We start from the raw sequence: 25,587 nt of genomic DNA on the forward strand, positions 1-25,587 counted from the left end.
GGGGATCGGATGACATCGACCTGAGCGGCGATTGACATCCCCGTCGCCATAGGAAACACTCGTTTCTCATGACAGTCGCGTCGACTTCCACGCCCGAACACCCGCCACGCCAATCGGCGAGCACTGAGCGCCGTTCAGAGTGGGCCGTCGACAACCAGACCGACTTCGGCTTCTTCGGACCCGACTCGATCTCCTGGGAAGTGCTGGCCGCGCCGGCGGTTTCGTTGATGATCGCCCAGATCACCAACCTGCTCGAGGCCCCACACGTCGACTTCCAGTCGATCCTGCTCGACCATGACCCGCTGTATCTGACCAACACGAAGAAGCAGCGCTCGTGGCGCGGCGACCCGACGAAAAAGGGGGGCCGGATCACCGACCGGCTTCGCCGCACCGTCGTCGGGCCGTTGCCGATCATCTTCGGCGACCGGGAGGCGGCCCGCCGCTGCGCTGACCGCCTCACCGCCTACCACCGGCCCATGCGGGGGATCAACGCTGAAGATGGCCGGCCGTACTCAGCAGTCGACGCCGACACGATGCTGTTTGCGGCAGTGACGATCTCGCACGGCGCCTTGATCGCCTACGAGCGCTACGCGTTCAGAGGGTTGAAGTGGCCGGCCAGGCTACCCGCCGAGATGCGGGATCGGTTCTTCGCCGAGACGGCCGAACTCGCGGTTCTGATGGGCGTCCCGCGCGAGCGGATCCCGGTCACCGCCCGGGAGGTCGACGAGTACTATCGCGGGCAAGCTCACAAATATCGAACGCGCAAAGGCTATTTCGGTAATCAATTGCGCGCCGCAGCAAGCCAGTTCAAATTCTCGTCGGCAGATTCGGTGGTCAGCGCGGCCGCCGACGTCGTTCTGTTGACGAGCACTTTCCTCGCATACTCGGCGATCCCACGACCGTGCCGGCGCCGGCACCACATCCCGGCGGTCGCTGACCCACTGCTCGCGACAGTGCATTTCGCGGTCCTACCGTTGTTCGGCCTGCTGCAGATCCCGGCCGTCGGGCGGCTGGTCGCGGGTGCCTACATCGGCACAGAGAACGTCGACGCGATCACCCGATCCCTGTCGGCGCGCACCGGCACCCCGAAGCGTTAGACATCCTCATCAGATGCGCCTGTCGGTTGTCGAGGCGACCACCGTGCATCATTGACGTGTGAGTAGTGCAAAGGTCTGGCGCGGTCGAACGATGGACGACCGCTCAGCCGAACGCCGGCAACAACTCATCGATGTCTGTATCGATCTCCTCGGCACCGGTGGCGCAGCGTCGATCAGCCTTCGGGCCGTCTGCAGAGCGGCCACGTTGAGCCCGCGGTACTTCTACGAGAACTTCTCCAGTCTCGAGGAACTCCTGGTCGCGGCCTACGACCAGGTGGAAAGACAGCTGTTCGAGCGTCTCGTCGACCCGGGGGAGGGCCGGCAGAGGCTGTCGATCAGATCGGTACTCGAGATCTGTGGGCGGTATTTCGAGGAGGATCCGCGCCGGGCGCGCATCCTGCTGCGGGAGCCGATGTCCGACGAGACGCTGCGGGTGCACCAGTCCGGCAAGAAGTCCGTCTTCATCAGATCGCTGGTACCGGCTCTGGAACGCACGGGCAGAAGACTGGCGCCACCCGACTCGCGAGAACTCGCGGTGATGGCGACCGCACTGTCCGGAGCGCTGATCGCCCTGTACCTGGAATGGATCGACGGTCGGCTCGACGTCGAGCGGGACGTGTTGGTGGACACCGCCAGCGACCTTGTGACCGCGATCTCCCGGGCGTCCCAGCGCAAGCCGGCCGGCCCGGTGACCGCACCGTAGCGAGAACCTGACCCGGGTTGTGGTGCACGTGGCCTGGCCGCGGGGCGATCGGCATGTTCACGAATCTGGTCACGATGGACCTTCCGGCCTCCAACCTCATCACCCGCGAGACTCTGGGCTGGGAACCCACCCGACCGCGCCTGCTCGACGATCTGGACAACGGAAACTACTTCGCCGAGCGCAGAAATTTTGTTGCCCACCAATGAATCTCACCCGCTGGGGGTACAGGTCAAAGCAGATCGTCACGCGTAACGCGGTGGTACGGGTCGGTTTCATCTGCGTTGGTGCACTGCGAACTGGGGCGTCGACCTCGAGGGCTCGTCGCCGTTGCCGTAGAGGAGTTGGCCGGCTCGACAGGAGGCATCGGGTTTTTCGGGTTTCGATAAGCTCAGTGAATGCGTGTGCCTCGACGGATCGCACAGTTCAACAAGCGAGTCACCAATCCGGCCGCGCGCCGGATCACGCCGTGGCTTCCGTACCTCGGGACGCTCGAGCACGTCGGGCGAACTTCAGGTAAGCGATATCGAACGCCGCTCTTGGTATTCGAGACCCACGACGGCTACGCCATCCTGATCGGCTACGGCCCGCAGACGGACTGGTTGAAGAATGTCCTGGCCGGCGGTCCGACGGTGCTGCGCAAGCGTGGACACGACGTCGCGCTCACTGATCCACGGGTGGTGAGCAAGGCCGAGGCGGCAGCTCTCGTGACACCCCGTGCGCGGCTGTTCTACCGGGTGTTTCCCTACGACGAGGCAGCCCTGTTGCTGACGGCTGCGGGCGTCGATCACTGAGGGGCAGGCTGCAACCGGCGTCGCGCGAGTGCCGACTTCCCATCAGCTGGTCGTCGGCGTAAGGCCGGACCGGGCGGGGTTCTGTCGCGAGTCAAGGCGCAAAAGTGGGGTGTCCTACGGGTGTCGTGCGCTCTCTCGGAGCGGACGCGACGATCGACGTTACTTCGACGGAATATATGAATGGCTGGCCGAGTTGACACACGGCAACGGGGTCGATGTCGTGTTCGACACGATCGGTGGCGACTCGCCCACACGATCCCGTTGACGCTCAACGACTGCGGGCTTGTCGTCAGTATCGGCGACATCGCGCAGCCACAGCAACCTCATCGCGGTGTGTGGCACGAAGGCTGCCGATCACTGCGTCTTCACCCGGCAGAACCCAGAAAGTTGGACGCGCTGGCGCTACGTCGGAAAGGATTGCAGTGGCGTATCTTCCGTGAGCACGGGTCAGCCCTGTGTCCGCATGCATGTTCACATCAACTTGATGGAGAGGTATGTCAAACCCGCAGTTTTCGCAAACCCACGCAATCCTCGTTGTCGGCGCTGGTGAACTGGGCGGGAGCGTTCTCGCGGCGCTGTCGCGTCGGAGCGAGGCCGGCCCGGTGACGGTCCTGTTGCGGCCTTCTAGCACGCCGCAAGGTGCCCTGCTCCGCGCTGATCTCACTGCCCAGGGAATCGCAGTCGTCGAGGCCGATGTGGCAACGGCGTCGGTGACGGAGCTCTCCACGGTTATGCGCCCTTTCAACACCGTGGTGAGTTGTCTCGGCTTCGCTGCTGGCCCCGGCACACAGCGGAAGATCACCGAAGCCGCGCTCAAGGCAGGAGTGGGCCGCTACCTGCCGTGGCAGTTCGGTGTGGACTATGACGCCATCGGTGATAGTGCCCCTTGGGGTGGTGGACTTCGGATCGGCGTGGGTTCACGCGTGGTGATCAACGAGTCGTGGTGAATGTTAGGCGATCTGGCGTTGTTCGGGAACCGGTTCGGTGGTCGCTCGGGCGGCGATGTGTTTGGTGGCGATGACTTTGCGCAGTTCAGCCATGGACACCTCGGACAGGTAGCGGCGGGTGACCTGCCATTCGTCGTGGGCTTCGATGACCACGGCGGTGGCCAGTCGTAGGAAGGCTGCGGGGTTGGGGAAGATCTCGACGACATCGGCGCGGCGTTTGATCTCCTTGTTGAGCCGCTCGATGGGGTTGTTCGACCAGATCTTCTGCCAGTGGGTGCGCGGGAACGCGGTGAATGCCAGCACGTCGGCTTTGGCCTCATCCATCATGGCGGCCACTTTCGGGAAACTGGACGAGAGGGTGTCGGCGACCTGATCCCACTGCGCGGCGACCTCGGCGGGGTCGGTGTGGGCGAAGATCGTCTTGACCGCTGCGGTGACCGCCGGGGCGTGTTTGGCGGCCACCGCCCCGTGCAGGTTGCGCATGAAATGCACCCGGCAGCGCTGCCAGGACGAGCCGGTGAACTGCTGGGCGACGGCGGCTTTCAACCCGGCGTGGGCATCGGAGATCACCAGGTGCACGCCGGTCAGGCCGCGGGCCTTGAGCGAGGCCAGGAACTCCCGCCAGAACTCGAAGGACTCGCTGTCACCGACGGCGGTGCCCAGCACCTCCCGGGTGCCATCGATGGAGACGCCGGTGGCCACCACCAGGGCCTGGGAGACCACGTGGGCGCCGACGCGGACCTTGCAGAACGTCGCATCGCAGAACACGTAGGGAAATGAGGTGTGGGTCAGGCTGCGGGTTCGAAACGCCTCGATCTCGCGGTCGAGGCCGGCGCAGATGCGCGAGACCTCCGATTTGGAGACCCCGGATCCAACCCCGAGTGCGGCGACCAGGTCATCGACGTTGCGAGTCGACACACCATGGACGTAGGCCTCCATGATCACCGCATGCAGGGCCTTGTCGATGCGACGCCGGCGTTCCAGCAGGGACGGGAAGAAGGAGCCGGCTCGCAGTTTGGGGATCTTGACCTCGATATCGCCCGAGGTCGTCGACACCGTCTTGGGCCGATGCCCGTTGCGGTGCGTACTGCGTTCGCCGCTGCGTTGGTAGCGTCCGGCCCCGATGGTCTCGGTGGCCTCGGCCTCGATCAACGCCTGCAGCCCAGCGCGGATCAGCTCAGCGAACACCGCCCCGACATCAGCGGACTTGAGTGCATCGAGTTGGGCGAGCAAGGCAGAATGGTCCTGGGTCATCGCGTGGTGCGTCCTTTGCTTGAGTCACTTGGTAGGTAACTCATTGACCACTACGCGATGACCCGCCCGAAAGCCTTCAACGACACACCCCGGCCTGGGCCGTCCTCAGCTCCGAAACCCCACCACACCAAGGGACTTACCCCCATCGGTCGGGGCAGTCCCCAAAATTTGTTCGATGAACAACTCGACGTTCGTGACCTTCTGCGAGCCCAGAACAGCACCGAATGGGTGATCGTCTCCACTGGAATGTTCACCAGCTTCTTGTTCGAACCAGAGTTCGGCGTGGTAGATCTGGCCGCGCGCACCGTAAACGCGCTGGGAAGCTGGGACAACCAGGTGACGGTGACTACCCCCGAGGACATCGGTGCGCTGACTGCCGAGATCATCCTCACCCGACCGCGCATCGCCAACCAGGTCGTCTACGTCGCCGGTGACACGATCACCTATCGCGAACTCGCTGAGATCACCGAACGGGTGAAGGGGACCCCGTTCAGCCGCAACGAGTGGACGCTCGACCATCTGCTTGGGGACTTACGCCAGCACCCCGACGACGGAATGCGCAAGTACCGTGCGGTGTTTGCGCAGGGCATCGGCGTCGCATGGCCAAAAGCTCAGACTTTCAACTCGGTCAATGGCATCCCCACCACCGGGGCAGAGCAATGGGCGCGCGCCAACCTCAACGGCGCCTCGACCGACTGAGCGACGGCCGCGACACGCCGTGTCGCGTGTCGCGGCCGTCGCACCTATGTCGTTACTGTCATCGACCAGCATCTCGGACTACGAAGTTCACTCCAAAGGCTGGGGCGTGAAGGTGACGTCGACTCCGCCAATGGTCATCGTCACCTCACCTTCGATCACCATCACCTGCGCCGAGACCCGCCGATCGACCGTCTGGGCCAGTTGTTGCACCGGCGCGTGCGGTATTTGCATCACCGACAGGTTCGACAGCCCCGCCACTTTGGGTCCCACGGTGCGCCACCAGGTGGCCACGCCGGCGGCGAAAGGGAACAGCAGCACTTGGTCGGCTTGGCTGGCGGCCTTGCCCAAGGCACGTTCGTCGGGCTGGCCGACGTCGATCCACTCCAGGGTCCGGCCCGTGTAGTCGGCGAGCCGCAGGTCTGGTACGCCCGGGGTGGACAGGCCCGCCCCGAACGCCAGTTCACCGTCGACGTCGCCGAGCCGGTGTGCGCGCAGCCCAAACGCCAACAACCGCACCACCATCCGCTCATCGGTCTCGCTCGGATGGCGGGCCACCGTGAGCGTGTGGTCGGCGTAGTAACCGTGATCGACGTCGGAGACGCCGAGTTCGACCTTGAACACCGTTGCAGAAGGGGCCACGCCATAGTGTCCACCCAGGCGTTGTTCCCCTAGTAGTCAGGTCGCCGCGCTCGGTGCCGGATCGAGGTGGATCGTCAAAAGTGGCAGGGGAGTGGCCGGGTTGACGGCATCGCAACCCGCTACGGCAGGGTCGCGTAGATTCGTCGTGAACAATCCGAGCACCCAACGAAGGCGATCATGTCCGAGGATCAGAACACCGACGTTCCACCGAATCACCTCTCCATCGATCCGCGCAGTCCCTTCTACAACGAAGAGGTGCTTCGCCGCGACGTGGGTGTTCGCGTCAATGGCGCCGAAAAAACCAACGTTCACGAATACAACGTGGCCGAAGGCTGGGCGCGTGTTGAAGTCCCCACCGCGAAGGATCGCCGCGGAAATCCCATGGTCGTCAAGGTCAGCGGCACGATTGAACCTTATTTCCGCTGAGTTGGACGGCGGACGCCACTACGTCGTATCCCTTAAGGGAGTGCGGCCTGCCCGGGGACGCGCCGGAGGACGGTGCCGGGCTCGCCGGGGTTTGCGGACGATACGGCATCGGCCGTGCAGATATGTCTCACTGTTCGCGACCTGCGCAACCAAGGTGGGGAAGTGCTGCGCAGAGTGGAGCGCGGGGAGCGCATCATCGTGACGCGTGATGGTGCGCCGGTAGCCGAGCTGAGCCCGTTGCCGCGGCCAAGCGTGAGTCGGATCCCGACGAGTGGCCAACGAGTCTGTGATAAGTGCGATAACTCTCGCTGAGCTGTCCCTGGGGCCGCACGTCGCCCAAGCTGGCGCCGAACGCAGCGCACGTCAGCAACACCTGCAGCAAGCGGAGGCGGATTTCGAAGTCCTTCCGTTCGACGCCGCAAGTGCGCGGGCGTTTGGGGGCATCGCCGCCGCGCTGCGCATGTCGGGCCGCAGACCAGCTGCACGAGCCTACGACGCGCTCATTGCGGCCAGTGCCGTCGCGCACGGTGTGCCGTTGTACACGTGCAATCCCGGCGCCTTCGCTGGGATACCCCAGCTGGACCTGCGTGTGGTCACGCACCCGGATCACTGATTCGGCGTGCCATTTAAGACTTTGCACGCCGTCGATCGTCCTAGATCAGGCTGCTGAAAGTCGTTGGGGAACAGTGCGTGTCAGGACAACCGTGTGGGGTCGGACTGGTCGAGCAGGCGGCGGTGTCTGCTCGCATTGATTCAATTCCTGCATATTCGCTCGAGCGCGCGAGCGCTTGACCAACGCCGGTCGAAGGGGTGGGGGATTTGAGGACTGGAATTGCCGGACTTCCCGCAGCGTGGGGGAGTCCGGCCGACGCCGACGAGTAGTGCGAGGGCTCACGTGACACTACTGGCAATCGCCACGACCAGCCCACCCAGGGTCAGCACGCCAACCAGCACGGCGGCAGCGATCGCCTGGACTCGTCGGTGCCGGCGGGCGCCGTGGATCCCCACCGCGATGGCGGCAAGCAACAACGCTGAATAGGCCGCCAGTCCCGCCGTCAGCGTCGCCGCTGCCGCGGCACTGACAAAAGTCACGTTGTGCATGCTGTGAGCTTACGACGGGAACCGAACCAGGCCGCCACCAGGACGGAAGGGTGGGTAGGCGGAGGACGGAGGAATCGCTGGGCGACAGCGCAATAGGGCACGTCCTACCGGAAATCCGCCAGCTTCGACTCGTCGAATGTCAAAGCCATTTGGCTTCCAGTTCCAGGGCTGGCGAGTGGCCCGACGCGGCTCCTCTACGTTGGCCGCATCCAGCATCGCGCACACGCGGTCCGCCGATGACGAGCCAACCCCGCTTCCCGGTACGACCTCATGACTCACTCGATACCGTGCCCGTAGGTATGGAACGGGCCGTCACGGGATGGGGTCGCTGGCGGGCAGGCTGATCCAGCTGGGCGCTGTGGGGTCGATGTTGAGGTGTTGCGGGTGGAAGGTGTGTCCTGGAGTGAACAGCAGCACGGCGTCGCGCACGGGATACGGGGGCGGGGTAAGCCCGGCGCCCATCATCATCGGCATCGGTGGAACCGCCGAGGGGTAGTTGCTGCTGTAGATGCTGACCCGCAGCCGGTGACCGGGCTGCAGAACCGCATCCATCGGATAGGTCCCGAAATCGATGGTCGTCGCTTCGCCGGGAACGACCGGCTGGTGATCCCGCAGAAGATCGATGGTCTGGATGGGATCGGTGTAGTCGCCGTTGGGTCCCCGTTTGCTTCGCGCCTGGTCGACCTTGCGCATCGACGACACCACCCACCCGCTGCTCAGCGGTAGGGAATTGCCATTGGGAGCGACATCGGTGACGGTGGCCATCCAGAAGCCGTCGGTACCCACGTGTTGGCTGTTCAGGTGTACCGCAACGGGTCCGGAGATCACCGTCGGCACTGAAACCGGGTTGCTGGTGAAGGTTAGGCCGTCGACCTCGTGGCGGCGCTCGTCTTGTGCGCAGGCCATCACGATCGCGGTGGAGCCGAGGTATAGGGTGTTGGTGATGTCTGAGCACAGACTGTTCACGCCAACACGCACGGTGAGCTGATCGGGTTTGGCGGGCGGCTGCACCGCCAGCGAGCCGTCGTGTTGGACGCGGCCCGCCGTTCCACTGGCCTCGCTGCGCAGGTACAGCCGCTGGTTGGTCATTCCCGAGCGCGGCAACTCCGAGATCCGCTGCCATCCTTGAGCGTTGGGCATTTTCTCGATGATCGGCCCGTAGGTTTCGATGCCGTTGTCGATGCCTTTGAGCCAGTGGTCGAACCACGCTTTCTGCAATACGTCGATTCGCGGCGGGGCGTCCCGTTTGCCGTACCCTCCTCCGCCGGTGGCGTGGTAGCCGGGTCCGATGATGAGTTGTTTCTCGCCTGGTTTGAGTCCGGTCAGCTGCTGAAACGAGCGGAACTGGGCGTTGCGGAAGAGATCACTCCAGCTGCCGCTGATCATCGTGGGGACGTCGAATGTTGGCCATGTTGGTGCGTGTGGCCTGGCGCCATGGCCCCTGCGCGTCGAACAGCATCGCGGCTTCGTGCGACGTGCGCAGCTCGTCGATCGTTCTGGCATTCAGCGCGGTATACGTAGCCTCCGACATCGTGGTGGGATCTTTGGCGCGGTCCTCGATCCATTGCCGGTAGACCTGTTCGTAGTTTCCCTGCAGCATTGACTGCACGTCGGGAATTCGTTTGGTGCCGTTGACCAGATAGAGCCAGAATGGCAGGAAGCCGAGGTTGATCGCGCCGCCGCGCAGAGCGACATCCTCGACGATGTCGGTCGCCGGGTTGACAGCCAGTACCGCCTTGAGCGCCGGCGGCCGGTGCGAGGCGGCCTGCAATGCGGCGATCGCGTCGTAGGAGTACCCGGTCATGCCGACTTGTCCGTTGCTGAACGGCTGCTTACTGAGCCAGTCGATGACTTCGACGGTGTCCTGTTGTTCTCGCGGCCCGAGCACTTGCCACGTGCCTTCGGAGAAACCGGTTCCGCGAGCATCCAAATCGACCCAGACGTAGCCGCTTCTGACCAGTCGCTTGTCTGCGACCACGGTTTGAGCCCCGCCGCCGTCCATCGTTTGCAACGCGAGCATGAAGTTCTTCAGTGCGGGGTCTGAGCTTTCGAGACTGCCTAGGCCACGCAGGATTCCATCCGATATTCCTGGCGCGTTGATGAGCTTGGAAACCACGGCCAGTATCCATTTGGTGTATGGCGTCACGTTGAGGATGACCGGCAAGGGCTGCTCGACCACCCGGCCTCCGCCTGCGGCGCGTTCTGCCGGCCCGGAGACGTCCATGGGCCGATAGATGTTGGCCTTGAGTACCGTGCCGTCGCTCATTGTGATCGGAACGTCCCAGTCGATGTGGACCTCGTTGTGTGGCAGCGGACCGTCTCTGTCGGCCGTCCATGCCCCTTCCATGCCCGTGAAATCGTTGAAGTACGGCTGGTAATAGCCGTCGCTGCCTGCACCGACAGCAGGTTCGGCACGAGCCACAGATGCACCGACGACCAGCACCACCACTGTCAATGCGACCGTCACCGCGACGGATTTGGCCAGTGACCGGCCAAGACCCCTGGCCGGCACGGCGCTGCGGGTATTAGACCCCGGAACACCGTCCCGGAATTCGAATGAAGACCTAGACATCGACACTCCCGCCGTGGTTGCAAAATCGGTTCTGGACAAGGGGATTCGCGACGTCAGCGAAAAGGTGAGCCGCTGGCGTTGATGCCATCGTCGAGCACGCCCGGCCCCGCGGCCGCCCCGAACCCCAAGCAACCGACGACGACGGGAAGCTCGTGAACCGGGGGCACCTGCCGGGAGCGGGTCATGCGGCGATGGCGTTCCGCACTGGTGCGGGTTTGGCGGCGGTGTCAGCACTGCCAGCGCGTGAGCGCTGAGATGCCCCCCGATCCGCGTTCCCGGTGCGGTCGTGATGTGACGTCGAGGCGCGATCAATCCTGGCGTGCGTATCCGCTCGGTTCGTCCGCGGTATCGCAGCGGTGTTCGCGGATTGCTCCGCAGGCGTGCGACTGTCACCCGCCGCAGGATGCACCACCATTGACATAGTGTTGCATTTGCTGGCGCGGACGGCAAGGTGTCGGCCGAATCGGCTGCTGACCGTCTCTCAGGGTCGTGACCACGAGGTAGTCGTTCTCTATTGAGGGTGCCGATGTCTGGCGCTGGGTTCTTGCAGAGTTGCTGGCGTTGGTGGGCACCGCCAGGGTGAGGACTTTTTGATGGGTCGCGCGGCACCCCGCTGAAGTCTTGGCGGGCTCGCAGGGTGCCGCGGGCAGACCCGGGTCGCCGGCTTGCATGAGTTGAAGTGGATGACGCAACTGGGCGATGGCGCGGTGCGGGTCGCGGTGAGCGAGGGGAAAATCGCTGGCATTCGGTTTACGGACGCGATGGTGTTTGAACTTGACGGGTTGCTTGCCATCATCGTGTTCGGCGCGGTGCCTGGGCCAAAGTCGACCCCACACCTCGGGGTGGTGCGCCGCGCTATCTCACCGATAGGGCGCTCGGCCGGGGCGTTCGCTCCGGCGTTCAGGATTGATAGAGAGACTTTCGCAGCGGGAGTACGACCGAATCAAATATGGCGGGTTACCCGTGAACGGCAAAATCGATTGTTGAACAACAGCTTTCAGGAATCTACGTTTCGCGTCCAGTCTCGGCGCATCTGGCGGCATTCGCAATGAACCTGGCGGTTGTCGGAAATGCGGCGGTGCCATGATCGAGCTGGCGGCGGCCGGGCCACTGGTGATGTCGCAGGCTTGGCCTGGCCAGGCGATGAACTGAGCGAGCGGCTGCGAGTCGAGCGAGTCGAGAGACGATCTGTGCGACTGATTTACATGACTTTAAACGAAGGACGGAAGGCGGGGCGTGGAAAGGCCATGGGAGTCATTCACTCTCGCCTTCTGCGGACTTCGCGGCCCGGCCCGCCACCACGCCGGCGTACACAGCTAGGGCGGCAAAGGACGCAAAGAACGAGATGCTCCAACCCATGATGCTGGAAGCCGGCCAGGCGCGGAGGGACCCGTACAGCACCAATACGATGGCCGCCAAAGCATTTGTGAGAAAAAGGGGCGAAAGCTTGGCAGCTGCGGCATGGCCCCTGACCCATGCCTGGTCACTGCGCATGGTAGACGGCGTGCGGATCCCAGCCCACTGGTTTCGAGCCAGTTTCCCAGACGCGGCCCGCGAGCTCAGCAGCACCATCAGCGCTGCGACGGCGAGGTGGCCTGCAGCCAGGATGATGGCCAGAACGACAACCATGGTCTGGTCGAAATCCATGAACTCGCATCTTCCTGTCGGTTGCCGGGAACAGCGCTGAGTGGGGCAGCCGGGTCCGTTTCCGCCGCAGTGCATGAATGCTTCCATGCGCGCGGGCTCACGATATAAGCACTGCCAAGTGCGTGTGGTCAGCTACAGCAACGCAGCATTCGACATCACCGGCACGACTGCGGTGGGTGAGGGGCGCTCGAAGCGTCCCGGATTCCTATCATGAACACGGCGACGTTAACTTGACATAATGTAGCTTATCGGCACTTGGGTGACCTGCGGACCTGCAACCCGAGGCGCAGTCGGGCTCCGCCTGCCTGGTTGTTCCTCCCGCTGGCTTTCGCCCGCGGCTCCGTTCGGTGTCGGGCCGCCAGATGCTTCCCGCCACAGCTTCCGTGGCCGCCTTGCGCGCTCCGGCGAGATTCAGGTTCAGCCGTTCGGCGCTGGGTTCGGCGCTGGACCGCGATGTTCGCAGCTTAAGCGTGCCTGCAGCCCCAATTCCACTGAACCCCTTCGGTTTCGACTCCCCGGGTTACCCACGACAAAAACGTCACTGTGACGAATCTGTAGTCCTCGCCGGGCCGCAGTCGACGCGACGACGACCGAACGCGCGCTTAGGTATGACAGCTGTCTCCTGCCGGCGGCCATCCCACCGGGCGCGGGACCCCCAGATGCCGAAGACTCGCCGGAGGGCAGAACGCGGATAACGGGGACCATCCAGGATCTGCCTGCAAGACTGATGCAGTGTCCCAAGCGGCGGCCCACAGCAACTCGACGAACACCGATGCCCCCTGGTCCACGGCTCCCCCAGAGTCCTCCGCTGACGACCAGGCCGGTGATCCTTCAACTGAAAACAGGAGTGCATCGGTGAGATCCGCGAGGTGGCTGGGTATGGCCGCCGTGGCCAGCCCCTTGGTGGCCGCCGGTGTGGCCGGGGCCCGCGAGGTCGTGCGTGCCGATACGGCCCGCCGCCGGGGTGTCACCACCCGCGCCGGTGTGCCGGTGCCGAAGCCGTCGATGGGACTCTGGATGGCCGCGTCCGTCGACGCGTTGTTGGCCACCCCGATGCCGTTGCTGTCGTCACTCGGGTCCGCGGACGACTACGCCGCCGCTGCGATAGAACTCGAGGCCGCCGTCCGCTACTACGGTGACGCCGGTTGGCTGGACGCCCCGCAGCTTCGACACCGGCGGCCGAAGCCACCGAATAACGTTCAGATCTCAGCACTTTCGTCCGGGATGGAGATCGCCCGGTTCGACAGTGGGTGGCGGCCGGACCCGGGCGAGCCCGGCAGCACCCGCTGGCGAACGTTCCGCGCCAACGAGCGGGTGCCGGTCCGCTTACTGCGCCACCCGGGCGCCCCACGACCGTGGCTGGTCGCCGTCCACGGACAAGGAATGGGACGGCCATCGGACATCAACATGCTGCGCGTGCGCCATCTCCACGAGAAGCTCGGCATCAACATCGCGCTGCCGGTACTCCCACTGCATGGCCCACGCTCGTGCGGCTTCTCGCCGTCGGGGCAGTTCGCCTCCAACATCTTCGCGGTGAACAACGTGCTGGGTCTGACCCAGGCGGTGTGGGACATCCGGCGGCTGCTGCAGTGGTTGCGCGACGACCAGCGGGCGCCCTCGATCGGCCTGCTCGGGGTGTCGCTGGGGTCTTATGTCGCCAATCTGCTGTCGACGCTGGAGGGCAACCTGGCCTGTGTGGTCGCGGTCGTCCCGACCAGCGATCTGGCGGCATCGATGCGCGAGGCAGAGCCGGTGACGTCGGCGAAGCGACGCTGGCATCGTGAGGTGCACGACCATCGCTCGACCCTTGTGCATCAGGTGGTCTCGCCGCTGGCCAGACCGTGCCTGGTCCCGCACCGACGCCGACACATCGTGGCAGGACAGGTCGACCGGATCGCGCCGCCGCGCGGCGCCGCCGAGCTCTGGCGGCATTGGGAGGAGCCGTCGATCGCGTGGTGCCCCCGCGGGCACGTCACCGCCTGGCGCGGCGCGGCCTACGACGACCACGTCGCCTCGGTCCTCAGCTCAGCTGGGCTGCGACACCAATCCTGAAGACTGAGGAGGAGAATGCGCCAGCTTTCCAGCGCTGACTGGACGATGGTGTCGCTCGATACCGCGACCGCGCACAACACCATCGGCATCGTCGGCATCTACGACCCGTCGACGCGCGACGGGTCACCCGAGCCGGTCACCTATGAGGAAGTGCTTGCCTACGTCGAGGCGCGCCTGCACGTGGCGGAGAGCTTTCGGGAGCGGCTCGTGCAGGTGCCGTTCGGGCTGGACCGCCCCTGGTGGATCCGCGATGGCGATTTCGACCTGGAGTACCACGTCCGGCACATCGGTCTGCCGCGGCCCGGAAGCTGGCGCCAACTGTGCACCCAGGTTGCGCGCATCCATGCTCGGCCCCTGGATCTCGCGCGGCCGCCCTGGGAGCTGTACCTGATCGACGGGCTCGACGGGGTCGAGCATCTGCCGCAGGGCGCCTTCGCCATCTTCCTGCGCGTGCACCACGCCGCGATCGACGGGGTCGCCGGCGCCGAGATCCTCACCGCGCTGCACAGCCATGAGCCGGACGAGGACCCGCCGTTGCCTCCGGAGGACTACCACTGGGAACCGGACGCCGTGCCGTCCGACCTCGGGCTGCTCAGCCGTGCCGCGCTGCACGGTGCCGCCCGGCCGGTCGACGTCCTGCGCCAGGTTCGCAAGGTGGCCCCCCAGCTGCCCGCGCTGGTGACCGACGCCCGCGACCCGGCGGTGACATCGCCGGCGTCGCTGCCCAAGGCGACCCGCTTCAACCAGGTGGTGTCACCCCACCGGGTGTTCGGCACCGCCTACACGACGCTGGACGTGCTCAAGGAGATCCGCGTGGCGGTGCCGGACGCCACCATCAACGACGTCGGTGTCGCCGTTGTCGGCGGAGCCATCCGCCGCTACCTCCTCGACAAGGACGAGCTGCCCGACGACGCCATGGTCGCGATGATGCCGATCTCGGTGCGGCCGACGGCCACCCGCGCAAGCGGCGCGGCGAGCTCGGAAACCAGCACCGCGACCAGCGGCAACGATTATTCGATCGCGCCCATCACGATGGCCACCGACGAAGACGACCCGCTCGCCCGGCTCGCGCGCATCGTGACATCAACCGCGCACGTCAAGGATTCCGGCGCCCACCCCGTCCGATCGCTGATGGCGATGTCCGAGGAGGCGTTCGGCGGGCTGATGGGCACCGTGCAACGGGCGATCGTGCGCGCGTTGAGTCGGCGGGGGCGCACCGTCGCCGCCCACACCCTGGTGAGCAATGTTCCCGGACCGCTGACCCCGATGTACTTCTGCGGCGCCCAGATGGTCGACACCACCGGCCTCGGTCCGGTGCTCGACGGCATGGGCCTCAACAACGGCATCGGCAGCTACGGCAACCGGGTGACGTTCTGCTTCACCGCCGACCGCAAGGCCCTGCCCGACCCCGAGGTCTACGAGCAGTGCCTGACCGCGAGCGTCGAGGAATTGCTCGACGCCGCCCGCGCGCGCAGCAAGGCTGACCGCAACCGCCGCAAGAAATCGTCGCGGCAGCCCACGTCGCCATAAAAGGGGGATTCACATGGAGGTTGCGCGTTCCGCCGGACGCCTGCTTGCGGCCGCCGCCATGGCCTGCGCGGCACTGCCCGTCATCATCCCGGCGGCGCAGTCGCAGTCGTGTCCGGACATCGGCGTGGTGTTCGCCCGCGGGACCGCCGAACCGCCCGGCGTCGGTAGCGTCGGCCAGCGGTTCGTCGATTCGCTACGGGCGCAAGTATTTCCGCGCACGGTGGGCGTGCACGGCGTCGTCTATCCGGCCAGCGGCAACTTCACCGCCGGCCCGGTGTTCACGCAGAATGTCGTCGACGGCGTGCGGGACGAAACCTTCCACGTCCAGGGTGTGACGTCGGTGTGCCCGAACACCCGGATGGTGCTCGGCGGCTACTCGCAGGGCGCGGTGGTGACCGCGCTGACCACCTCGGGCCAGATCCCCGCCGGCACGCCTCCGGGCACCGCTCCCCCTCCGATGTCCGACGATGTCGTCGACAACGTCGCCGCGGTGGTGCTGTTCGGCAAGCCCGCGGGGTGGTCGGTGGCCAAGTACGGGGTGCCGGCGCTCGGGGTCGGCGCCGCCTACGCCACCAAGGTGCTCGAGTTGTGCGCCCCGGGCGACACGGTGTGCACAGCAGCCCCGGTCGCGGGACCCGCCAATGGTCATCAGGCCTATGCCGTCAACGGCATGACCGATCAGGCGGCGGCGTTCACCGTCGGTCAACTGGCGCGCACACCGTTGCCTGTGTGAGCGGACCACTCATAGCGAAACCTGCTGTGCAGCAGTGTCGTAACGCTGCACCGACAGTTCGCCGTCCGTCAGCTGCTGACGCAGCACCTTCTTGTCGAACTTGCCCACCGAGGTCTTGGGAACCTCGGCGACGAAGGCGAACGACTCCGGAATCCACCATTTGGCGACGCGCCCGACGAGGTGGTCGCGAAGCTCGTTCACCGTGGCAGCCCGCCCCTCGTGCAGCACCACGCAGGCCAGCGGCCGTTCGGTGTAGCGCTCGTCGGGGATGGCGATCACCGCCGCCTCACGGACCGCGTCGTGGGCCATCAACTCGTTCTCGAGTTCGACCGAACTGACCCACTCGCCGCCGGACTTGATGATGTCCTTCGAGCGGTCGCTGATCCGGACGTAGCCCTGCGGGTCGACGGACGCCACGTCCCCGGTCCGCAGCCACCCCTGATCGAAGCGGTCGGCGGACTCGTCGTTGAGGTAATACCCGGACGCGATCCACGGCCCGCGGACCTGCATCTCCCCTGCGGCGACCCCGTCCCAGGGCTGAACGACGCCTTCTTCGTCGACGATCCGCAGCTCGACCAGCGGTACCGGCCTGCCCTGACTGCTCTTGGCCGACCACCGCGCATCGCCGACTGCGTCGGCCGGGGGACGCGCCACCACGCCGAGCGGACTGGTTTCGGTCATACCCCAGGCGTGCAGGATCTCGACACCGTGCCGTTCCTCGAGCGCTTTCATCAAGGCCGGCGGAACCGCGGCGCCACCGCAGGGCGCCAACCGGATCGACGACACATCGGCGTCCGGGTGGGCATCGAGATGGTTCAGAATGTCCATCCAGATCGTCGGTACCGCGGCCGCGAAGGTCACCTTCTCGGATTCGATGAGCGCCACCAGCGGCTCGGCCTGAAGGAACCGCCCCGGCTGGATGAGCGAGGCGCCGAAAAGCCCTGCGGCGTAGATCAGTCCCCAGGCGTTGGCGTGGAACTGCGGGACGATGGGCAGGATCCGATCGCTTCGGTTCACGCCGAAGGTGTCTGCCAGACCGGCCGCCATGGAGTGCAGCAGTGTTGAACGGTGCGAGTACAGCACGCCTTTGGGATTCCCGGTGGTACCGCTGGTGTAGCACAGTGCGGCGGCGGCGCGTTCGTCGATCTGCGGGTACGCCTGCACCGGCGTTGCCTCGGCGAGCAGGTCGTCGTAACGGACGACCGGTTCGAGTGCCCCCGTGGGTCCGTCGCCGATGACGACGAACAGTTCCACGGTCTCGAGCAGCGGCGCAACCTTTTCCAGGATCGGAACCAGCGAGTCGTCGACAAAGATGACCCGGTCGCGGGCGTGGTTGGCGACGTAGGCGAGTTGCTCCGGGAACAGCCGGATGTTGAGCGTGTGCAACACCGAGCCGATGCACGGGATCGCCAGGTAGAGCTCGATGTGTTCCTGCGAATTCCACGCGAAGGTCCCGACGCGGTCACCCTCCCCGATCCCCCGCACCTGCAAAGCGCCGGCGAGCAGGTCGACCCTTGCCGCCACCTCTGCGAACGTCGCCCGCGTCCGGGTGCCCTCTGCGGTCCGCAGGGTCACCACCTCGGCATCGGCGTTCAGCGTCCGCATCCGATCCAGGACATGGTGCAACGTCAGCGGAAAGTCATGCTGCATAAGGCCTTCGAGTATCACCGGGATCTCCTCGGAGCTCAGGCGGACGCGGCCGTCCGCCGCACCACATCCGCGACGGTCTTGGGGTCGTCCTGCATGGGAACATGCCCGCAGCCATGCAGCACCTGGATTTCGGCGCCGGGGGCCTTGGCCGCGACCCGCCGCAGCGAGCCGATCGGCAAGATGCGGTCCTGGGCGCCCCACGCGATCGTGGTCGGAACGCGCACCGGCGCACTGTAGGAGTACAGCACGTTGGCCGCCAGGACGGGTTCGAAGGACGGGCAATGCTTGAGGTGGGCCATGTCCGTGAGGATGTCCTCGGGCGTCAATGACTCACTGCGGGCATAGATTCCGGCGGCATGCAGCCGTCGTCCCCAGCTCCGCTGCGCCAGCGCATGCTGCCACGACCACGGCAACGCGACGCGGCTGCCCCGGAGGGCGGCCAGCATCCCCACGGTTTGGAATCGGTTGACCGGGCCGAGGAATCCCGCGGGACTCAAGGCCGTCACCGACCGGGCCGCACCCCGGGCCCCCAACTCCAGTGCGACGGCGCCCCCGAGGGAGTTGCCGACGACATGTGGCCGGTGCACACCCCACTCGGCGAACCGCTGCTCGACGAACGCCGCGATCTTCTTCACCCGTCGGGGCGGCGAAGGCACGTTCACCGATTCCGCGAACCCGGGCAGATCGATTGCGATGACCTCGAAGTTGTCCTCCAGCAGCCGCGACACCGGCTTCCAGACGTGGCGATGGTGCCCGAGTCCGTGCAGCAGCACGATGGGCTCACCGGTTCCGCGGCGTTCGACCGCAAGCTCGTTGACCATCACGCCGACACCTCCGCCTTGTCGTCGACACCAAGGGCCAGGGCGTTCGCGCGATAGAGCAGTTCGAGATCGCGGGACACCACCGGCTTGTATTTCATCTCTCGGACGTCCTCGTCGTAGACGACCGGTGATCGCCACGGGGCGCGGTCGCCCTGCTTCGGGAACAGGTGGACGTTGCGCTCGATGTAACCGGGCCGGAAATGAGGTGAGAACTGCTCGGTTTCCATGTCTGCGGGCGGCCGTGGAACGCAGGCCACCGCACCGGCCTCGTCGAGCATGGTGAGGATGCGGCACACGTGCTCGGCCACCAGGTCGGACTTCAGCGTCCAGGAGTTGGTGGTGTAGCCGATGACGTACGAGAAGTTGGGGACGTCGCTGAGCATCATGCCGCGGAAGGAGATGCGCTCGCCGAAGGGCTTCGCGTCACCGTCAACCGAAATTCGGATGTTTCCGAACGGCTGGATGTCGAATCCGGTTGCCGACACGATGATGTCGGCCTCCAGCTCCTCACCCGACTTCAGCAGGATCCCCTTTTCGGTGATCCGGTCGATGTGGCCGGTGACGATGCTCGCCTTGCCGGCGCCCACGGATTTGAGGAAATCACCGTTGGGCACCAAGCACATCCGCTGATCCCACGGGTTGTACCGGGGGGTCAGATGAGTGTCGTAGTCGAAGTCGGCCCCCAGGTAGGACTCCTGGAGCTTGCGGATGAACTTGCGGGCCAAGCCCGGGTAGCGCTGGCTGATCCGGTACATGCCGACGTAGAGCTGGATGTTCTTCCACCGCGCGATGGCGTGACCGGCCTTCGCGCCGAAAGCCTTTCGCAACCCGTTGGCGATGGGGTCGACGTCCGGGAACGGCAGAATGTATCCGGGTGAGCGTTGCAGCATGGTCACGTGCTCGACGTCGTCGGCGATGGCGGGCACCAGGGTGGCGGCGGTGGCGCCGCTGCCGATGACCACGACCTTCTTGCCTCGCACGTCCAGATCCTCGGGCCAGAACTGCGGGTGCAGGAAGGTGCCCTTGAAGTCGTCGCGCCCGGGGAAGTCCGGAATGTAGGCGCTGTCTTGGCTGAAGAACCCGGCGGCTGTCGACAGCCAGGTGGCCTTCACGGTGAACGTCGTATCGGTTTCGGTGTTGGTCACGGTGACGTGCCAGCGCAGGTCCTCGGACGACCAGTCGGCGGCGTCCACCCGGTGGGAGGTCCAGGTGTGGTCGGCCAGCCCGTGCTCGTCGGCGGCCTCGCGGATATAGCCGAGGATGTCCGCGCCCGGCGCCAGGCTCTTGTTGCCCGTCCACGGTTTGAAGCGGTAACCGAAGGTCTGCAGATCGGAGTCGGAGCGAATGCCCGGGTAGCGGAACTGGTCCCACGTTCCGCCGGTGGCGTTGCGCGCCTCCAACAGTGCGAACGTCCGCTGCGGGTGCATCTGCTGCAGGTGGCAGGCGGCGGAGATACCGGAAACGCCGGCCCCGACGATGAGGACATCCACCTCCGCCGGCGGGGAGGCGGTACCGGTCGCAGGTTTCGACACGGAATTCTTGGCAGTCATCAGAATCCTTTCGTTGTGGACGAGTCTGGTCCAACGCCCACTACCACCTCAATTGCATAGTGCCCAGCAAGAAATCCTTTATTCAGCAAAATGCACTAAGCTGGCGGGATGCGGCAGGATGACCCGTCGTCGGACGTCTACGAGGCGATACGTCGCTGCGCCCACGAATTCCTCGCCCGCACCCATTTGCTCGACGAACTCGACGCGGCGGTGGTGGACACGCTCTCGGACGAGACCAGGGGCGACCCGGCGCTCGTCGCCGCCATCTCCGCCTCCAACCGGTCCAACGTCCTGCATTGGGTGCGGTCGTTGGCCCGGGATCCCTATGCGCCCGTGCCGGCGAACACCTCCCCCGACGTCCTGGACCCGGTGTATGACGTGGTGCGCCGCGGGCTCGAACTGCTGGCGCTGGACGGCTACCGAATCGGCCAGCATCTCTTGCACAGCGCATGGAACGAGGTCGTGCTGAGTACGGTCGACGACGCATCGACGGCGCGACAGATCCTGCGGATGACGAGTACCTCGCTCGCCGATTTCGTCGGCGGCACCATGCGGGTCCTGCTCGAGAAGTTCACGGTCCATCGCGAGGAGGCCATGCGCGACAGCACCGCCGAGCGGTTACGGGCGGCGTCGTGGTTGGTCGAGGGCGCCCCGATCGCCGACGCCCGGGCGGAGGCCCTGCTGCGGTACCGGCTGCAGGGCCGCCACTGCGCGGCGATCCTGTGGAGCGACGAGTCCACGATCATCGACCTGCAACAGCAGATCGACGCCGTGCTGCGTGTGCCCGAGGCTCCGAGCCCCCTGCTGATCAAGGCCACGAAAACCACGCTGTGGGTGTGGTGGTCGTGGTCGGAAACCCTCACGCCGGCCAAAGTGGCCGAGCGCCTCGGTACGTTGGGGCCGCTGCGCGCCGCCGTCGGTACGGCCGCGGCGGGCCGGTCGGGATTCGTCCAGGCGCACCTGCACGCCCGCGCCGTGCAAGATCTGGTGCTGCAAGCCACCGATCCCCCGGCCGTGACGTGCTACGACGACGTCCAGGCGATCATCGTCGCGATGACGGACCGTTCCGCGGCCCGAGACCTGGTGCGCCGCACGCTCGGTGACCGGCTGCTGTCGTCGCCCGACCTCGTCGAGACGCTGCGGCTGTACGTGCGCCTGCAATCGAACGCGACGCGGACCGCCGAGGCGGCGGGAACCCATCGCAACACCATCCAGGCCCGCGTGGACAAAGCGCTGCGGACGCTCCCGGGCGGCCGCGACATCCCGCCCCTGCAGCTCGAATTGGCCCTCGAGCTGTCCCGCTGGCTGAGCCGCCACGACGGCTCCCCCACCGCCGCGTCCCAGGATGATCCGCGCGCAGATCCGACGTTGTAGTGCGCATGGGAGTCAAGGTGTCTCTGCTGGACCGCTCCCGGACCCGCGACGGCGCGGACGGCGCGGCCACAGGGCCCCGGCCCGCCTCCGATCTTCGTGCTGGGCACCGGCCACGGACTGGAACTCGCGGCCCGCCTCGGCCTACCCGCCGTCGTCGGCGGACCGCTGCTGCAGCGCGGCCCGGAACCATTCGAGCGATACCGCAGTGAGTTCCGCCCGGGCCCCGACGGCGCCGAGCCCTACCTGGTGGTCAGTCTCGACATCCTGATCGCCGACACCGCCGCCGCGGCAGAGGAGCTGCTGCTGCCCGAGGCATGGGCCACGGCGCTCAGCCGTGAGACCGGCTCCTTCCCGCCGCTGTCGAGCATCGAGGCCATCCGCCGTCAGGACATGACCGCCCGCCGGCGGCGCATCATCGCCGAGCACGCGAAAACGGCGATCGTCGGTACCGAAGACCGGGTCGCCGAGCGCCTCGCGGCGCTGATCGCCGACACGGGCGCCGACGAGGTGCTCAGCACGGCATCGACATTCGACACCGCCGCGCTCTACGACTCCGACGCCCGGTTGGCCCGACTGTTCGAGGACAATCCGCCTCGGTAAAGTGCCTGTTCGGGCTCGAAGGGAGCAAATGTGGAATCTGCCGTAGGAGTCATCGGTGGCGGCATCATGGGCTGCGGCATCGCGGAGGTCGCCGCGCGGCACGGCTGCGACGTCGTGCTGCGGGAGATCAACAGCGACCTGGTGGAGGCCGCCAAGAGCAAGCTCGAGGGCTCGCTGGACACCGCGGTGCGCAAGGGCAAGCTCACCGAGGCCAATCGCGACGAGGTCCGCGGCCGCGTCCGTTTCACCGAACAGATGGACGACCTGGCCGACCGCGACCTGGTGATCGAGGCGGTCGTCGAGAACCTGGCGGTCAAGACGGAGATCTTCGAACGCCTCGGCCAGATCGTGCGCCCCGACGCGATCCTGTCCAGCAACACCTCGTCCATCCCGATCATGCAATTGGCCGCCGCCACGGTGAATCCGGAACGCGTGGTCGGCCTGCACTTCTTCAACCCGGCGCCGGTGATGCCGCTGGTCGAGATCATCGCGTGTGAGGCTTCGTCGGAGGAAACCGTCCGTCGCGCACACGACTTCGCCGCGGGCCAGCTCGGCAAGACCACCATCACGGCGAAGGACCGGGCGGGCTTCGTCGTCAACGCGTTGCTCATCCCCTACCTGCTGTCGGCGATCCGGATGGCGGACGCGGGCCTGGCCAGCGCCGAGGACATCGACAAGGGCATGGTCGGCGGCTGCGGGCATCCGATGGGCCCCCTGGCGTTGACCGACCTCATCGGGCTCGACACCACGATGGCGGTCGCGGAATCGATGTACGCCGAAACTCGGGAGCAGCTCTACGCTCCCCCGGCGCTGCTGCGGCGCAAGGTCGAAGCCGGCCAGCTGGGGCGCAAGTCCGGCCGCGGATTCTTCGACTATCCCAAGAAGTAACCGAAGCCCCGATTCCGGACCGCCCCACGGTCCGAGTCGGTAGCATTGTTTGCTGCACCATCCCAGGGGGCAACTGGTAGGGGCAGCCATGAAGGCGAAACGCGCGATCGGCCCCGTCTCGGCGATGTTCGCTGCTGCCGTGCTCGGCACCTTCGCCGCGCCTCCCGCGGGCGCCGACCCGTTGAGTGCGGCGCTGCATCAGCGCATCAGCGCCGCGCGTCAGGCCTGCGGGCCGATCGGTGCGGATCCGCTCCTGACGGCCGCGGCGCAGCGCCACGCCAACGACGTGCTGCGGACGGGGGTGGCCAGTCATTCCGGTTCGGACGGGTCATCGCCGGGGGCCCGGATCGCCGCGGCCGGCTACTCCCCTACCCGGGCCACCGGCGAGATCGTCTACTGGGGCGCCGGATTGGCCGCGAACCCGGGGGCCGCCGTCGACTGGTGGCTGAAGAGTCCGCCGCACCGGGCACTGCTGCTGAACTGCACCTTCACCGCGGGCGGCTTCGCGGTGGCCCGCGACGGCAACAGGATGACCGCCGTCGTCGACTTCGGCGGCTGAGCGGGCCAACCCAGTGCCGCGAGCGGCCACCCTTGTACGGAGATCGTCAAGATGTTGTACAAGGGTGAGCGCTCGTCGTGTGGTTAGGCCGCCGCGCTGTGGTGAGCGCTCGCGCTGAGTTTGGCGGGGGTTACTCGCGGATGGTGATGGCCTGGCGGGGGCATTGGCGCACGGCCTCGCGGACCTGGGTCTCGTTGTCGGGGGTGACTTCGTCCTGCAGGACGTGCAGGTAGTCCTCGTCGTCGAGTTCGAAGACCTCGGGGATGATGCCCATGCAGACCCCGTTGGCTTCGCAGATCTCGAAGTCGACCTCGATCTTCTTGCTCATCAGCGCAGCACCTTCACCGGAACGCGGTGATACCCCGCGACGTTTTGCATCTTCACCTTCGCCAGGCCGTCCCACTGCACCTCGTAACGGGGCATGAAGTCCAGCAGTCGCTCCAACGCGATGGTGGTTTCCAGGCGGGCCAGCGCCGCGCCGAGGCAGCTGTGGATGCCGTAGCCGAGCCCGAGGTTCTGCGCCTCTGTGCGGTCGCGGTCGATGTCGAACAGGTGCGCATCGGTGAATGCCCGCGGATCACGATTGGCCGCCGCGTACATCAGGAACACGGGCTTGCCCGCCGGGATGGTGACACCGTGCAGGTGGGCTTCTTTGAGGGTGAAGCGGACGTTGTAGTGCACGGGGCCGTCGAAACGCAGCATCTCCTCGACGGCGGCCGGAACCTTGCTGCGGTCGTCGAGCAGTTTCTGCCACTGGTCGGGGTTCTTGGCGAAGGTGACCATCGCGTTGCCGAGGAGCTTGGTGACGGTCTCCGCCCCGGCGCCGCCCAGCAGCGACGTGAAACCGGCCACCTCGATGTCATCGAGGGTACGGACCTGACCGTCCTCCCCCAGTATTTCGGCGGTGATCAGCCGGCTGATCATGTCGTCCTGCGGGTTGGCCCGACGCTCCTGGGCCAATTGGTAGTAGTACGTGCCGGATTCGATCGCGGCCTGCATGCCGGCCTCGGTGAACCCCATGTTGCCGGGTTCACGCATCAGCGTGATGTCGATCCACTCGCGCACCCTCTGGCGGTAATCCTCGGGCACGCCGGCCATCCGGGTGATGACCTCGACCGGGAACGGTCCGGAGAAATCCTGGACCACGTCGAAATTGCCCGGGTCGACCTGACCGAGGTAGTGGTCGACGAGGTGCTCGACGGTCTCGCGCTGGGACTGGATGGCGCGCGGGGTGAACGCCTTGTTCACCAGGCTGCGCATCACCCGGTGGTCCGGCGGATCCAGGAAGATGATCACCTTGCCCTGCGGCCCGTCGCCGGCCTGCACGGTGGCGAGGTCGCAGCCGTGGGCCGAGGAGTAGGTCTCGTGGTCCTTGAGCGCGGCCGCGACGTCGGCGTGCCGGGTCAGCGCGTAGAAGTCGAGTTCCTCGTTGTAGTAGACCGGCGCCTCGTCCTGCATGCGCAGGTAGATGTCGTAGGGATCGTTGAAATATTCGTCAGAGAACGGGTCGAAAACAACCTGCGGCTTGGTCATGCGACTGTCTTGGCCTTTCGTTCGAACGCGTCGCGGTCGGCTTGGGGGCGCAGCGGATTCAGGGCCCACACCACGCAGAACTCCTTGCCCGCGGGGTCGGCCATGATCACCCACTTTCCCGGGTGGTCGACGAAGGAGTCGTCGACCACCGTCGCGCCGAGGCCCTTCAACCGCTCGACCTCGGCCTCGAGATCGTCGGTGTGGATGTCGAAGTGCACGCCGGCCGGACCGGAATGGGAGTTCTGGACCACCACCCGGTAGTCGGCCGAGGCCCCTTCGAGAATTCGGTAGTCCCGGCCACCGCGCGGCCGGAAGGGTTCGGCGTCCAGCGCCCCCGCCCAGAATGCGGTCGTCTCTTCGAAAACCTCCGCCGGCGCGTCGATCATGAAGGTGCTCAGCAGTATGCGATGCATGCTTCCTC

Annotated in this window: 27 protein-coding genes and 2 pseudogenes; 17 read left to right on the forward strand and 12 right to left on the reverse strand. The window is 66.1% G+C overall.

Going from position 1 to position 25,587, the window contains the following annotated elements; genetic code table 11:
* Positions 1–68 precede the first annotated feature (68 nt).
* From R2K23_RS11570 to R2K23_RS11590, 5 genes are all read left to right on the forward strand, one after another.
* On the forward strand, positions 69–1,097 hold the full coding sequence (locus tag R2K23_RS11570; RefSeq protein ID WP_316516794.1) for an oxygenase MpaB family protein: 1,029 nt from the start codon (positions 69–71) through the stop codon (positions 1,095–1,097).
* A gap of 91 nt (positions 1,098–1,188) precedes the next feature.
* Positions 1,189–1,800, forward strand: a complete 612-nt coding sequence (locus tag R2K23_RS11575) for a TetR/AcrR family transcriptional regulator (RefSeq protein ID WP_316516795.1) — start codon at positions 1,189–1,191, stop codon at positions 1,798–1,800.
* Positions 1,801–1,853: 53 nt separating this feature from the next.
* Positions 1,854–2,006: a hypothetical protein gene (locus R2K23_RS11580; protein ID WP_316516796.1), complete on the forward strand. Its 153-nt coding sequence runs from the start codon at positions 1,854–1,856 to the stop codon at positions 2,004–2,006.
* 189 nt (positions 2,007–2,195) lie between these two features.
* The gene (locus R2K23_RS11585) at positions 2,196–2,591 is read left to right on the forward strand and encodes a nitroreductase family deazaflavin-dependent oxidoreductase (protein ID WP_316516797.1); all 396 of its coding nucleotides are present in this window, start codon (positions 2,196–2,198) and stop codon (positions 2,589–2,591) included.
* A gap of 494 nt (positions 2,592–3,085) precedes the next feature.
* Positions 3,086–3,538, forward strand: a complete 453-nt coding sequence (locus tag R2K23_RS11590) for an NmrA family NAD(P)-binding protein (RefSeq protein ID WP_316516799.1) — start codon at positions 3,086–3,088, stop codon at positions 3,536–3,538.
* A gap of 3 nt (positions 3,539–3,541) precedes the next feature.
* Here the strand turns inward: R2K23_RS11590 and R2K23_RS11595 are convergent, their stop codons facing one another.
* Positions 3,542–4,792, reverse strand: a complete 1,251-nt coding sequence (locus R2K23_RS11595) for an IS256 family transposase (protein WP_316513341.1) — start codon at positions 4,790–4,792, stop codon at positions 3,542–3,544.
* Between the two features lie 144 nt (positions 4,793–4,936).
* Here R2K23_RS11595 and R2K23_RS11600 point away from each other — a divergent pair.
* A pseudogene (locus R2K23_RS11600) lies at positions 4,937–5,491 on the forward strand (NmrA family NAD(P)-binding protein); the annotation flags it as partial.
* 87 nt (positions 5,492–5,578) lie between these two features.
* On the opposite strand, the gene R2K23_RS11605 reads toward R2K23_RS11600, so the two are convergent.
* The gene (locus R2K23_RS11605; protein ID WP_316516800.1) at positions 5,579–6,130 is read right to left on the reverse strand and encodes a YaeQ family protein; all 552 of its coding nucleotides are present in this window, start codon (positions 6,128–6,130) and stop codon (positions 5,579–5,581) included.
* 177 nt (positions 6,131–6,307) lie between these two features.
* Here R2K23_RS11605 and R2K23_RS11610 point away from each other — a divergent pair, with 177 nt between their 5' ends.
* From R2K23_RS11610 to R2K23_RS11620, 3 genes are all read left to right on the forward strand, one after another.
* Positions 6,308–6,556 (forward strand): DUF3297 family protein, encoded by a 249-nt coding sequence (locus R2K23_RS11610; RefSeq protein ID WP_069413502.1) that lies wholly within the window; start codon positions 6,308–6,310, stop codon positions 6,554–6,556.
* Positions 6,557–6,670: 114 nt separating this feature from the next.
* Positions 6,671–6,868, forward strand: a complete 198-nt coding sequence (locus R2K23_RS11615) for a type II toxin-antitoxin system Phd/YefM family antitoxin (protein WP_316517218.1) — start codon at positions 6,671–6,673, stop codon at positions 6,866–6,868.
* Positions 6,828–7,169, forward strand: a complete 342-nt coding sequence (locus R2K23_RS11620; RefSeq protein WP_316516802.1) for a type II toxin-antitoxin system VapC family toxin — start codon at positions 6,828–6,830, stop codon at positions 7,167–7,169. Before R2K23_RS11615 ends, R2K23_RS11620 begins: the two co-directional genes overlap by 41 nt.
* Before the next feature lie 278 nt (positions 7,170–7,447).
* On the opposite strand, the gene R2K23_RS11625 is transcribed toward R2K23_RS11620, so the two are convergent.
* The 3 genes from R2K23_RS11625 to R2K23_RS11635 form a co-directional block, all read right to left on the reverse strand.
* Entirely contained in the window at positions 7,448–7,657 is a 210-nt protein-coding gene (locus tag R2K23_RS11625) for a hypothetical protein (protein WP_316516804.1), read from the reverse strand.
* A 312-nt stretch (positions 7,658–7,969) separates the two neighbouring features.
* Entirely contained in the window at positions 7,970–9,043 is a 1,074-nt protein-coding gene (locus tag R2K23_RS11630; RefSeq protein WP_316516805.1) for a CocE/NonD family hydrolase, read from the reverse strand.
* Positions 9,021–10,124: a CocE/NonD family hydrolase gene (locus tag R2K23_RS11635; RefSeq protein ID WP_316516806.1), complete on the reverse strand. Its 1,104-nt coding sequence runs from the start codon at positions 10,122–10,124 to the stop codon at positions 9,021–9,023. Before R2K23_RS11635 ends, R2K23_RS11630 begins: the two co-directional genes overlap by 23 nt.
* Before the next feature lie 788 nt (positions 10,125–10,912).
* Between R2K23_RS11635 and R2K23_RS11640 the strand changes: the two genes are divergently transcribed.
* On the forward strand, positions 10,913–11,281 hold the full coding sequence (locus R2K23_RS11640; RefSeq protein WP_316516807.1) for a hypothetical protein: 369 nt from the start codon (positions 10,913–10,915) through the stop codon (positions 11,279–11,281).
* Positions 11,282–11,483: 202 nt separating this feature from the next.
* On the opposite strand, the gene R2K23_RS11645 is transcribed toward R2K23_RS11640, so the two are convergent.
* On the reverse strand, positions 11,484–11,876 hold the full coding sequence (locus tag R2K23_RS11645; protein ID WP_316516809.1) for an SdpI family protein: 393 nt from the start codon (positions 11,874–11,876) through the stop codon (positions 11,484–11,486).
* An 879-nt stretch (positions 11,877–12,755) separates the two neighbouring features.
* Here R2K23_RS11645 and R2K23_RS11650 point away from each other — a divergent pair.
* The 3 genes from R2K23_RS11650 to R2K23_RS11660 are packed head-to-tail and all read left to right on the forward strand — an operon-like array spanning position 12,756 to position 16,191.
* Positions 12,756–13,928 carry an alpha/beta hydrolase gene (locus R2K23_RS11650; protein ID WP_316516810.1) on the forward strand — a complete coding sequence of 391 codons (1,173 nt, stop codon included), beginning with the start codon at positions 12,756–12,758 and terminating at the stop codon, positions 13,926–13,928.
* A 15-nt stretch (positions 13,929–13,943) separates the two neighbouring features.
* A complete protein-coding gene (locus R2K23_RS11655; protein WP_316516811.1) occupies positions 13,944–15,458 on the forward strand; it encodes a wax ester/triacylglycerol synthase family O-acyltransferase in 1,515 nt (504 codons plus the stop codon).
* A 13-nt stretch (positions 15,459–15,471) separates the two neighbouring features.
* Positions 15,472–16,191 (forward strand): cutinase family protein, encoded by a 720-nt coding sequence (locus tag R2K23_RS11660; RefSeq protein ID WP_316516813.1) that lies wholly within the window; start codon positions 15,472–15,474, stop codon positions 16,189–16,191.
* A gap of 9 nt (positions 16,192–16,200) precedes the next feature.
* Here the strand turns inward: R2K23_RS11660 and R2K23_RS11665 are convergent, their stop codons facing one another.
* From R2K23_RS11665 to R2K23_RS11675, 3 genes are read right to left on the reverse strand one after another with little or no spacing between them, the layout of a single operon-like run.
* Positions 16,201–17,841 carry a long-chain fatty acid--CoA ligase gene (locus R2K23_RS11665; RefSeq protein WP_316516815.1) on the reverse strand — a complete coding sequence of 547 codons (1,641 nt, stop codon included), beginning with the start codon at positions 17,839–17,841 and terminating at the stop codon, positions 16,201–16,203.
* Between the two features lie 35 nt (positions 17,842–17,876).
* Complete coding sequence (locus tag R2K23_RS11670; protein WP_316516817.1) at positions 17,877–18,662, reverse strand: alpha/beta fold hydrolase; 786 nt, start codon at positions 18,660–18,662, stop codon at positions 17,877–17,879.
* Positions 18,662–20,212, reverse strand: a complete 1,551-nt coding sequence (locus R2K23_RS11675) for a flavin-containing monooxygenase (protein ID WP_316516819.1) — start codon at positions 20,210–20,212, stop codon at positions 18,662–18,664. Before R2K23_RS11675 ends, R2K23_RS11670 begins: the two co-directional genes overlap by 1 nt.
* Before the next feature lie 108 nt (positions 20,213–20,320).
* On the opposite strand from R2K23_RS11675, the gene R2K23_RS11680 reads away from it, so the two are divergent.
* The 4 genes and pseudogenes from R2K23_RS11680 (at position 20,321) to R2K23_RS11695 (ending at position 23,633) form a co-directional block, all read left to right on the forward strand.
* The gene (locus tag R2K23_RS11680) at positions 20,321–21,586 is read left to right on the forward strand and encodes a helix-turn-helix domain-containing protein (RefSeq protein WP_316516820.1); all 1,266 of its coding nucleotides are present in this window, start codon (positions 20,321–20,323) and stop codon (positions 21,584–21,586) included.
* A gap of 66 nt (positions 21,587–21,652) precedes the next feature.
* Positions 21,653–22,186 (forward strand): annotated as a pseudogene (locus R2K23_RS11685) (LLM class flavin-dependent oxidoreductase); the annotation flags it as partial.
* A 30-nt stretch (positions 22,187–22,216) separates the two neighbouring features.
* Positions 22,217–23,074, forward strand: coding sequence for a 3-hydroxybutyryl-CoA dehydrogenase (locus R2K23_RS11690; protein ID WP_316516822.1), 858 nt, complete (start codon positions 22,217–22,219; stop codon positions 23,072–23,074).
* A gap of 88 nt (positions 23,075–23,162) precedes the next feature.
* A complete protein-coding gene (locus R2K23_RS11695) occupies positions 23,163–23,633 on the forward strand; it encodes a CAP domain-containing protein (protein WP_316516825.1) in 471 nt (156 codons plus the stop codon).
* 130 nt (positions 23,634–23,763) lie between these two features.
* On the opposite strand, the gene R2K23_RS11700 is transcribed toward R2K23_RS11695, so the two are convergent.
* From R2K23_RS11700 to R2K23_RS11710, 3 genes are read right to left on the reverse strand one after another with little or no spacing between them, the layout of a single operon-like run.
* Positions 23,764–23,961, reverse strand: coding sequence for a ferredoxin (locus tag R2K23_RS11700; RefSeq protein WP_316516826.1), 198 nt, complete (start codon positions 23,959–23,961; stop codon positions 23,764–23,766).
* Complete coding sequence (locus tag R2K23_RS11705) at positions 23,961–25,166, reverse strand: cytochrome P450 (protein ID WP_316516828.1); 1,206 nt, start codon at positions 25,164–25,166, stop codon at positions 23,961–23,963. The genes R2K23_RS11700 and R2K23_RS11705 overlap by 1 nt, the downstream gene beginning before the upstream one ends.
* Positions 25,163–25,579: a VOC family protein gene (locus tag R2K23_RS11710; protein ID WP_316516830.1), complete on the reverse strand. Its 417-nt coding sequence runs from the start codon at positions 25,577–25,579 to the stop codon at positions 25,163–25,165. The genes R2K23_RS11705 and R2K23_RS11710 overlap by 4 nt, the downstream gene beginning before the upstream one ends.
* Positions 25,580–25,587: the final 8 nt, after the last annotated feature.

Origin of the sequence: Mycolicibacterium sp. MU0050 (assembly GCF_963378085.1) — a bacterium.
In the GTDB taxonomy this organism is placed as follows: Bacteria; Actinomycetota; Actinomycetes; order Mycobacteriales; family Mycobacteriaceae; genus Mycobacterium; species Mycobacterium wendilense.

Bases quoted from the DNA above. Each gene is read 5' to 3' on its own strand.
- R2K23_RS11655 (WP_316516811.1), top strand. From the start codon at position 13,944: ATGCGCCAGCTTTCCAGCGCTGACTGGACGATGGTGTCGCTCGATACC.
- R2K23_RS11595 (WP_316513341.1), bottom strand. From the start codon at position 4,792: ATGACCCAGGACCATTCTGCCTTGCTCGCCCAACTCGATGCACTCAAG.
- R2K23_RS11680 (WP_316516820.1), top strand. From the start codon at position 20,321: ATGCGGCAGGATGACCCGTCGTCGGACGTCTACGAGGCGATACGTCGC.
- R2K23_RS11670 (WP_316516817.1), bottom strand. From the start codon at position 18,662: ATGGTCAACGAGCTTGCGGTCGAACGCCGCGGAACCGGTGAGCCCATC.
- R2K23_RS11625 (WP_316516804.1), bottom strand. From the start codon at position 7,657: ATGCACAACGTGACTTTTGTCAGTGCCGCGGCAGCGGCGACGCTGACG.
- R2K23_RS11610 (WP_069413502.1), top strand. From the start codon at position 6,308: ATGTCCGAGGATCAGAACACCGACGTTCCACCGAATCACCTCTCCATC.
- R2K23_RS11665 (WP_316516815.1), bottom strand. From the start codon at position 17,841: ATGCAGCATGACTTTCCGCTGACGTTGCACCATGTCCTGGATCGGATG.
- R2K23_RS11585 (WP_316516797.1), top strand. From the start codon at position 2,196: ATGCGTGTGCCTCGACGGATCGCACAGTTCAACAAGCGAGTCACCAAT.
- R2K23_RS11640 (WP_316516807.1), top strand. From the start codon at position 10,913: ATGACGCAACTGGGCGATGGCGCGGTGCGGGTCGCGGTGAGCGAGGGG.
- R2K23_RS11575 (WP_316516795.1), top strand. From the start codon at position 1,189: ATGGACGACCGCTCAGCCGAACGCCGGCAACAACTCATCGATGTCTGT.
- R2K23_RS11705 (WP_316516828.1), bottom strand. From the start codon at position 25,166: ATGACCAAGCCGCAGGTTGTTTTCGACCCGTTCTCTGACGAATATTTC.
- R2K23_RS11645 (WP_316516809.1), bottom strand. From the start codon at position 11,876: ATGGATTTCGACCAGACCATGGTTGTCGTTCTGGCCATCATCCTGGCT.
- R2K23_RS11630 (WP_316516805.1), bottom strand. From the start codon at position 9,043: ATGATCAGCGGCAGCTGGAGTGATCTCTTCCGCAACGCCCAGTTCCGC.
- R2K23_RS11650 (WP_316516810.1), top strand. From the start codon at position 12,756: ATGGCCGCCGTGGCCAGCCCCTTGGTGGCCGCCGGTGTGGCCGGGGCC.
- R2K23_RS11700 (WP_316516826.1), bottom strand. From the start codon at position 23,961: ATGAGCAAGAAGATCGAGGTCGACTTCGAGATCTGCGAAGCCAACGGG.
- R2K23_RS11675 (WP_316516819.1), bottom strand. From the start codon at position 20,212: ATGACTGCCAAGAATTCCGTGTCGAAACCTGCGACCGGTACCGCCTCC.
- R2K23_RS11580 (WP_316516796.1), top strand. From the start codon at position 1,854: ATGTTCACGAATCTGGTCACGATGGACCTTCCGGCCTCCAACCTCATC.
- R2K23_RS11695 (WP_316516825.1), top strand. From the start codon at position 23,163: ATGAAGGCGAAACGCGCGATCGGCCCCGTCTCGGCGATGTTCGCTGCT.
- R2K23_RS11710 (WP_316516830.1), bottom strand. From the start codon at position 25,579: ATGCATCGCATACTGCTGAGCACCTTCATGATCGACGCGCCGGCGGAG.
- R2K23_RS11570 (WP_316516794.1), top strand. From the start codon at position 69: ATGACAGTCGCGTCGACTTCCACGCCCGAACACCCGCCACGCCAATCG.
- R2K23_RS11590 (WP_316516799.1), top strand. From the start codon at position 3,086: ATGTCAAACCCGCAGTTTTCGCAAACCCACGCAATCCTCGTTGTCGGC.
- R2K23_RS11660 (WP_316516813.1), top strand. From the start codon at position 15,472: ATGGAGGTTGCGCGTTCCGCCGGACGCCTGCTTGCGGCCGCCGCCATG.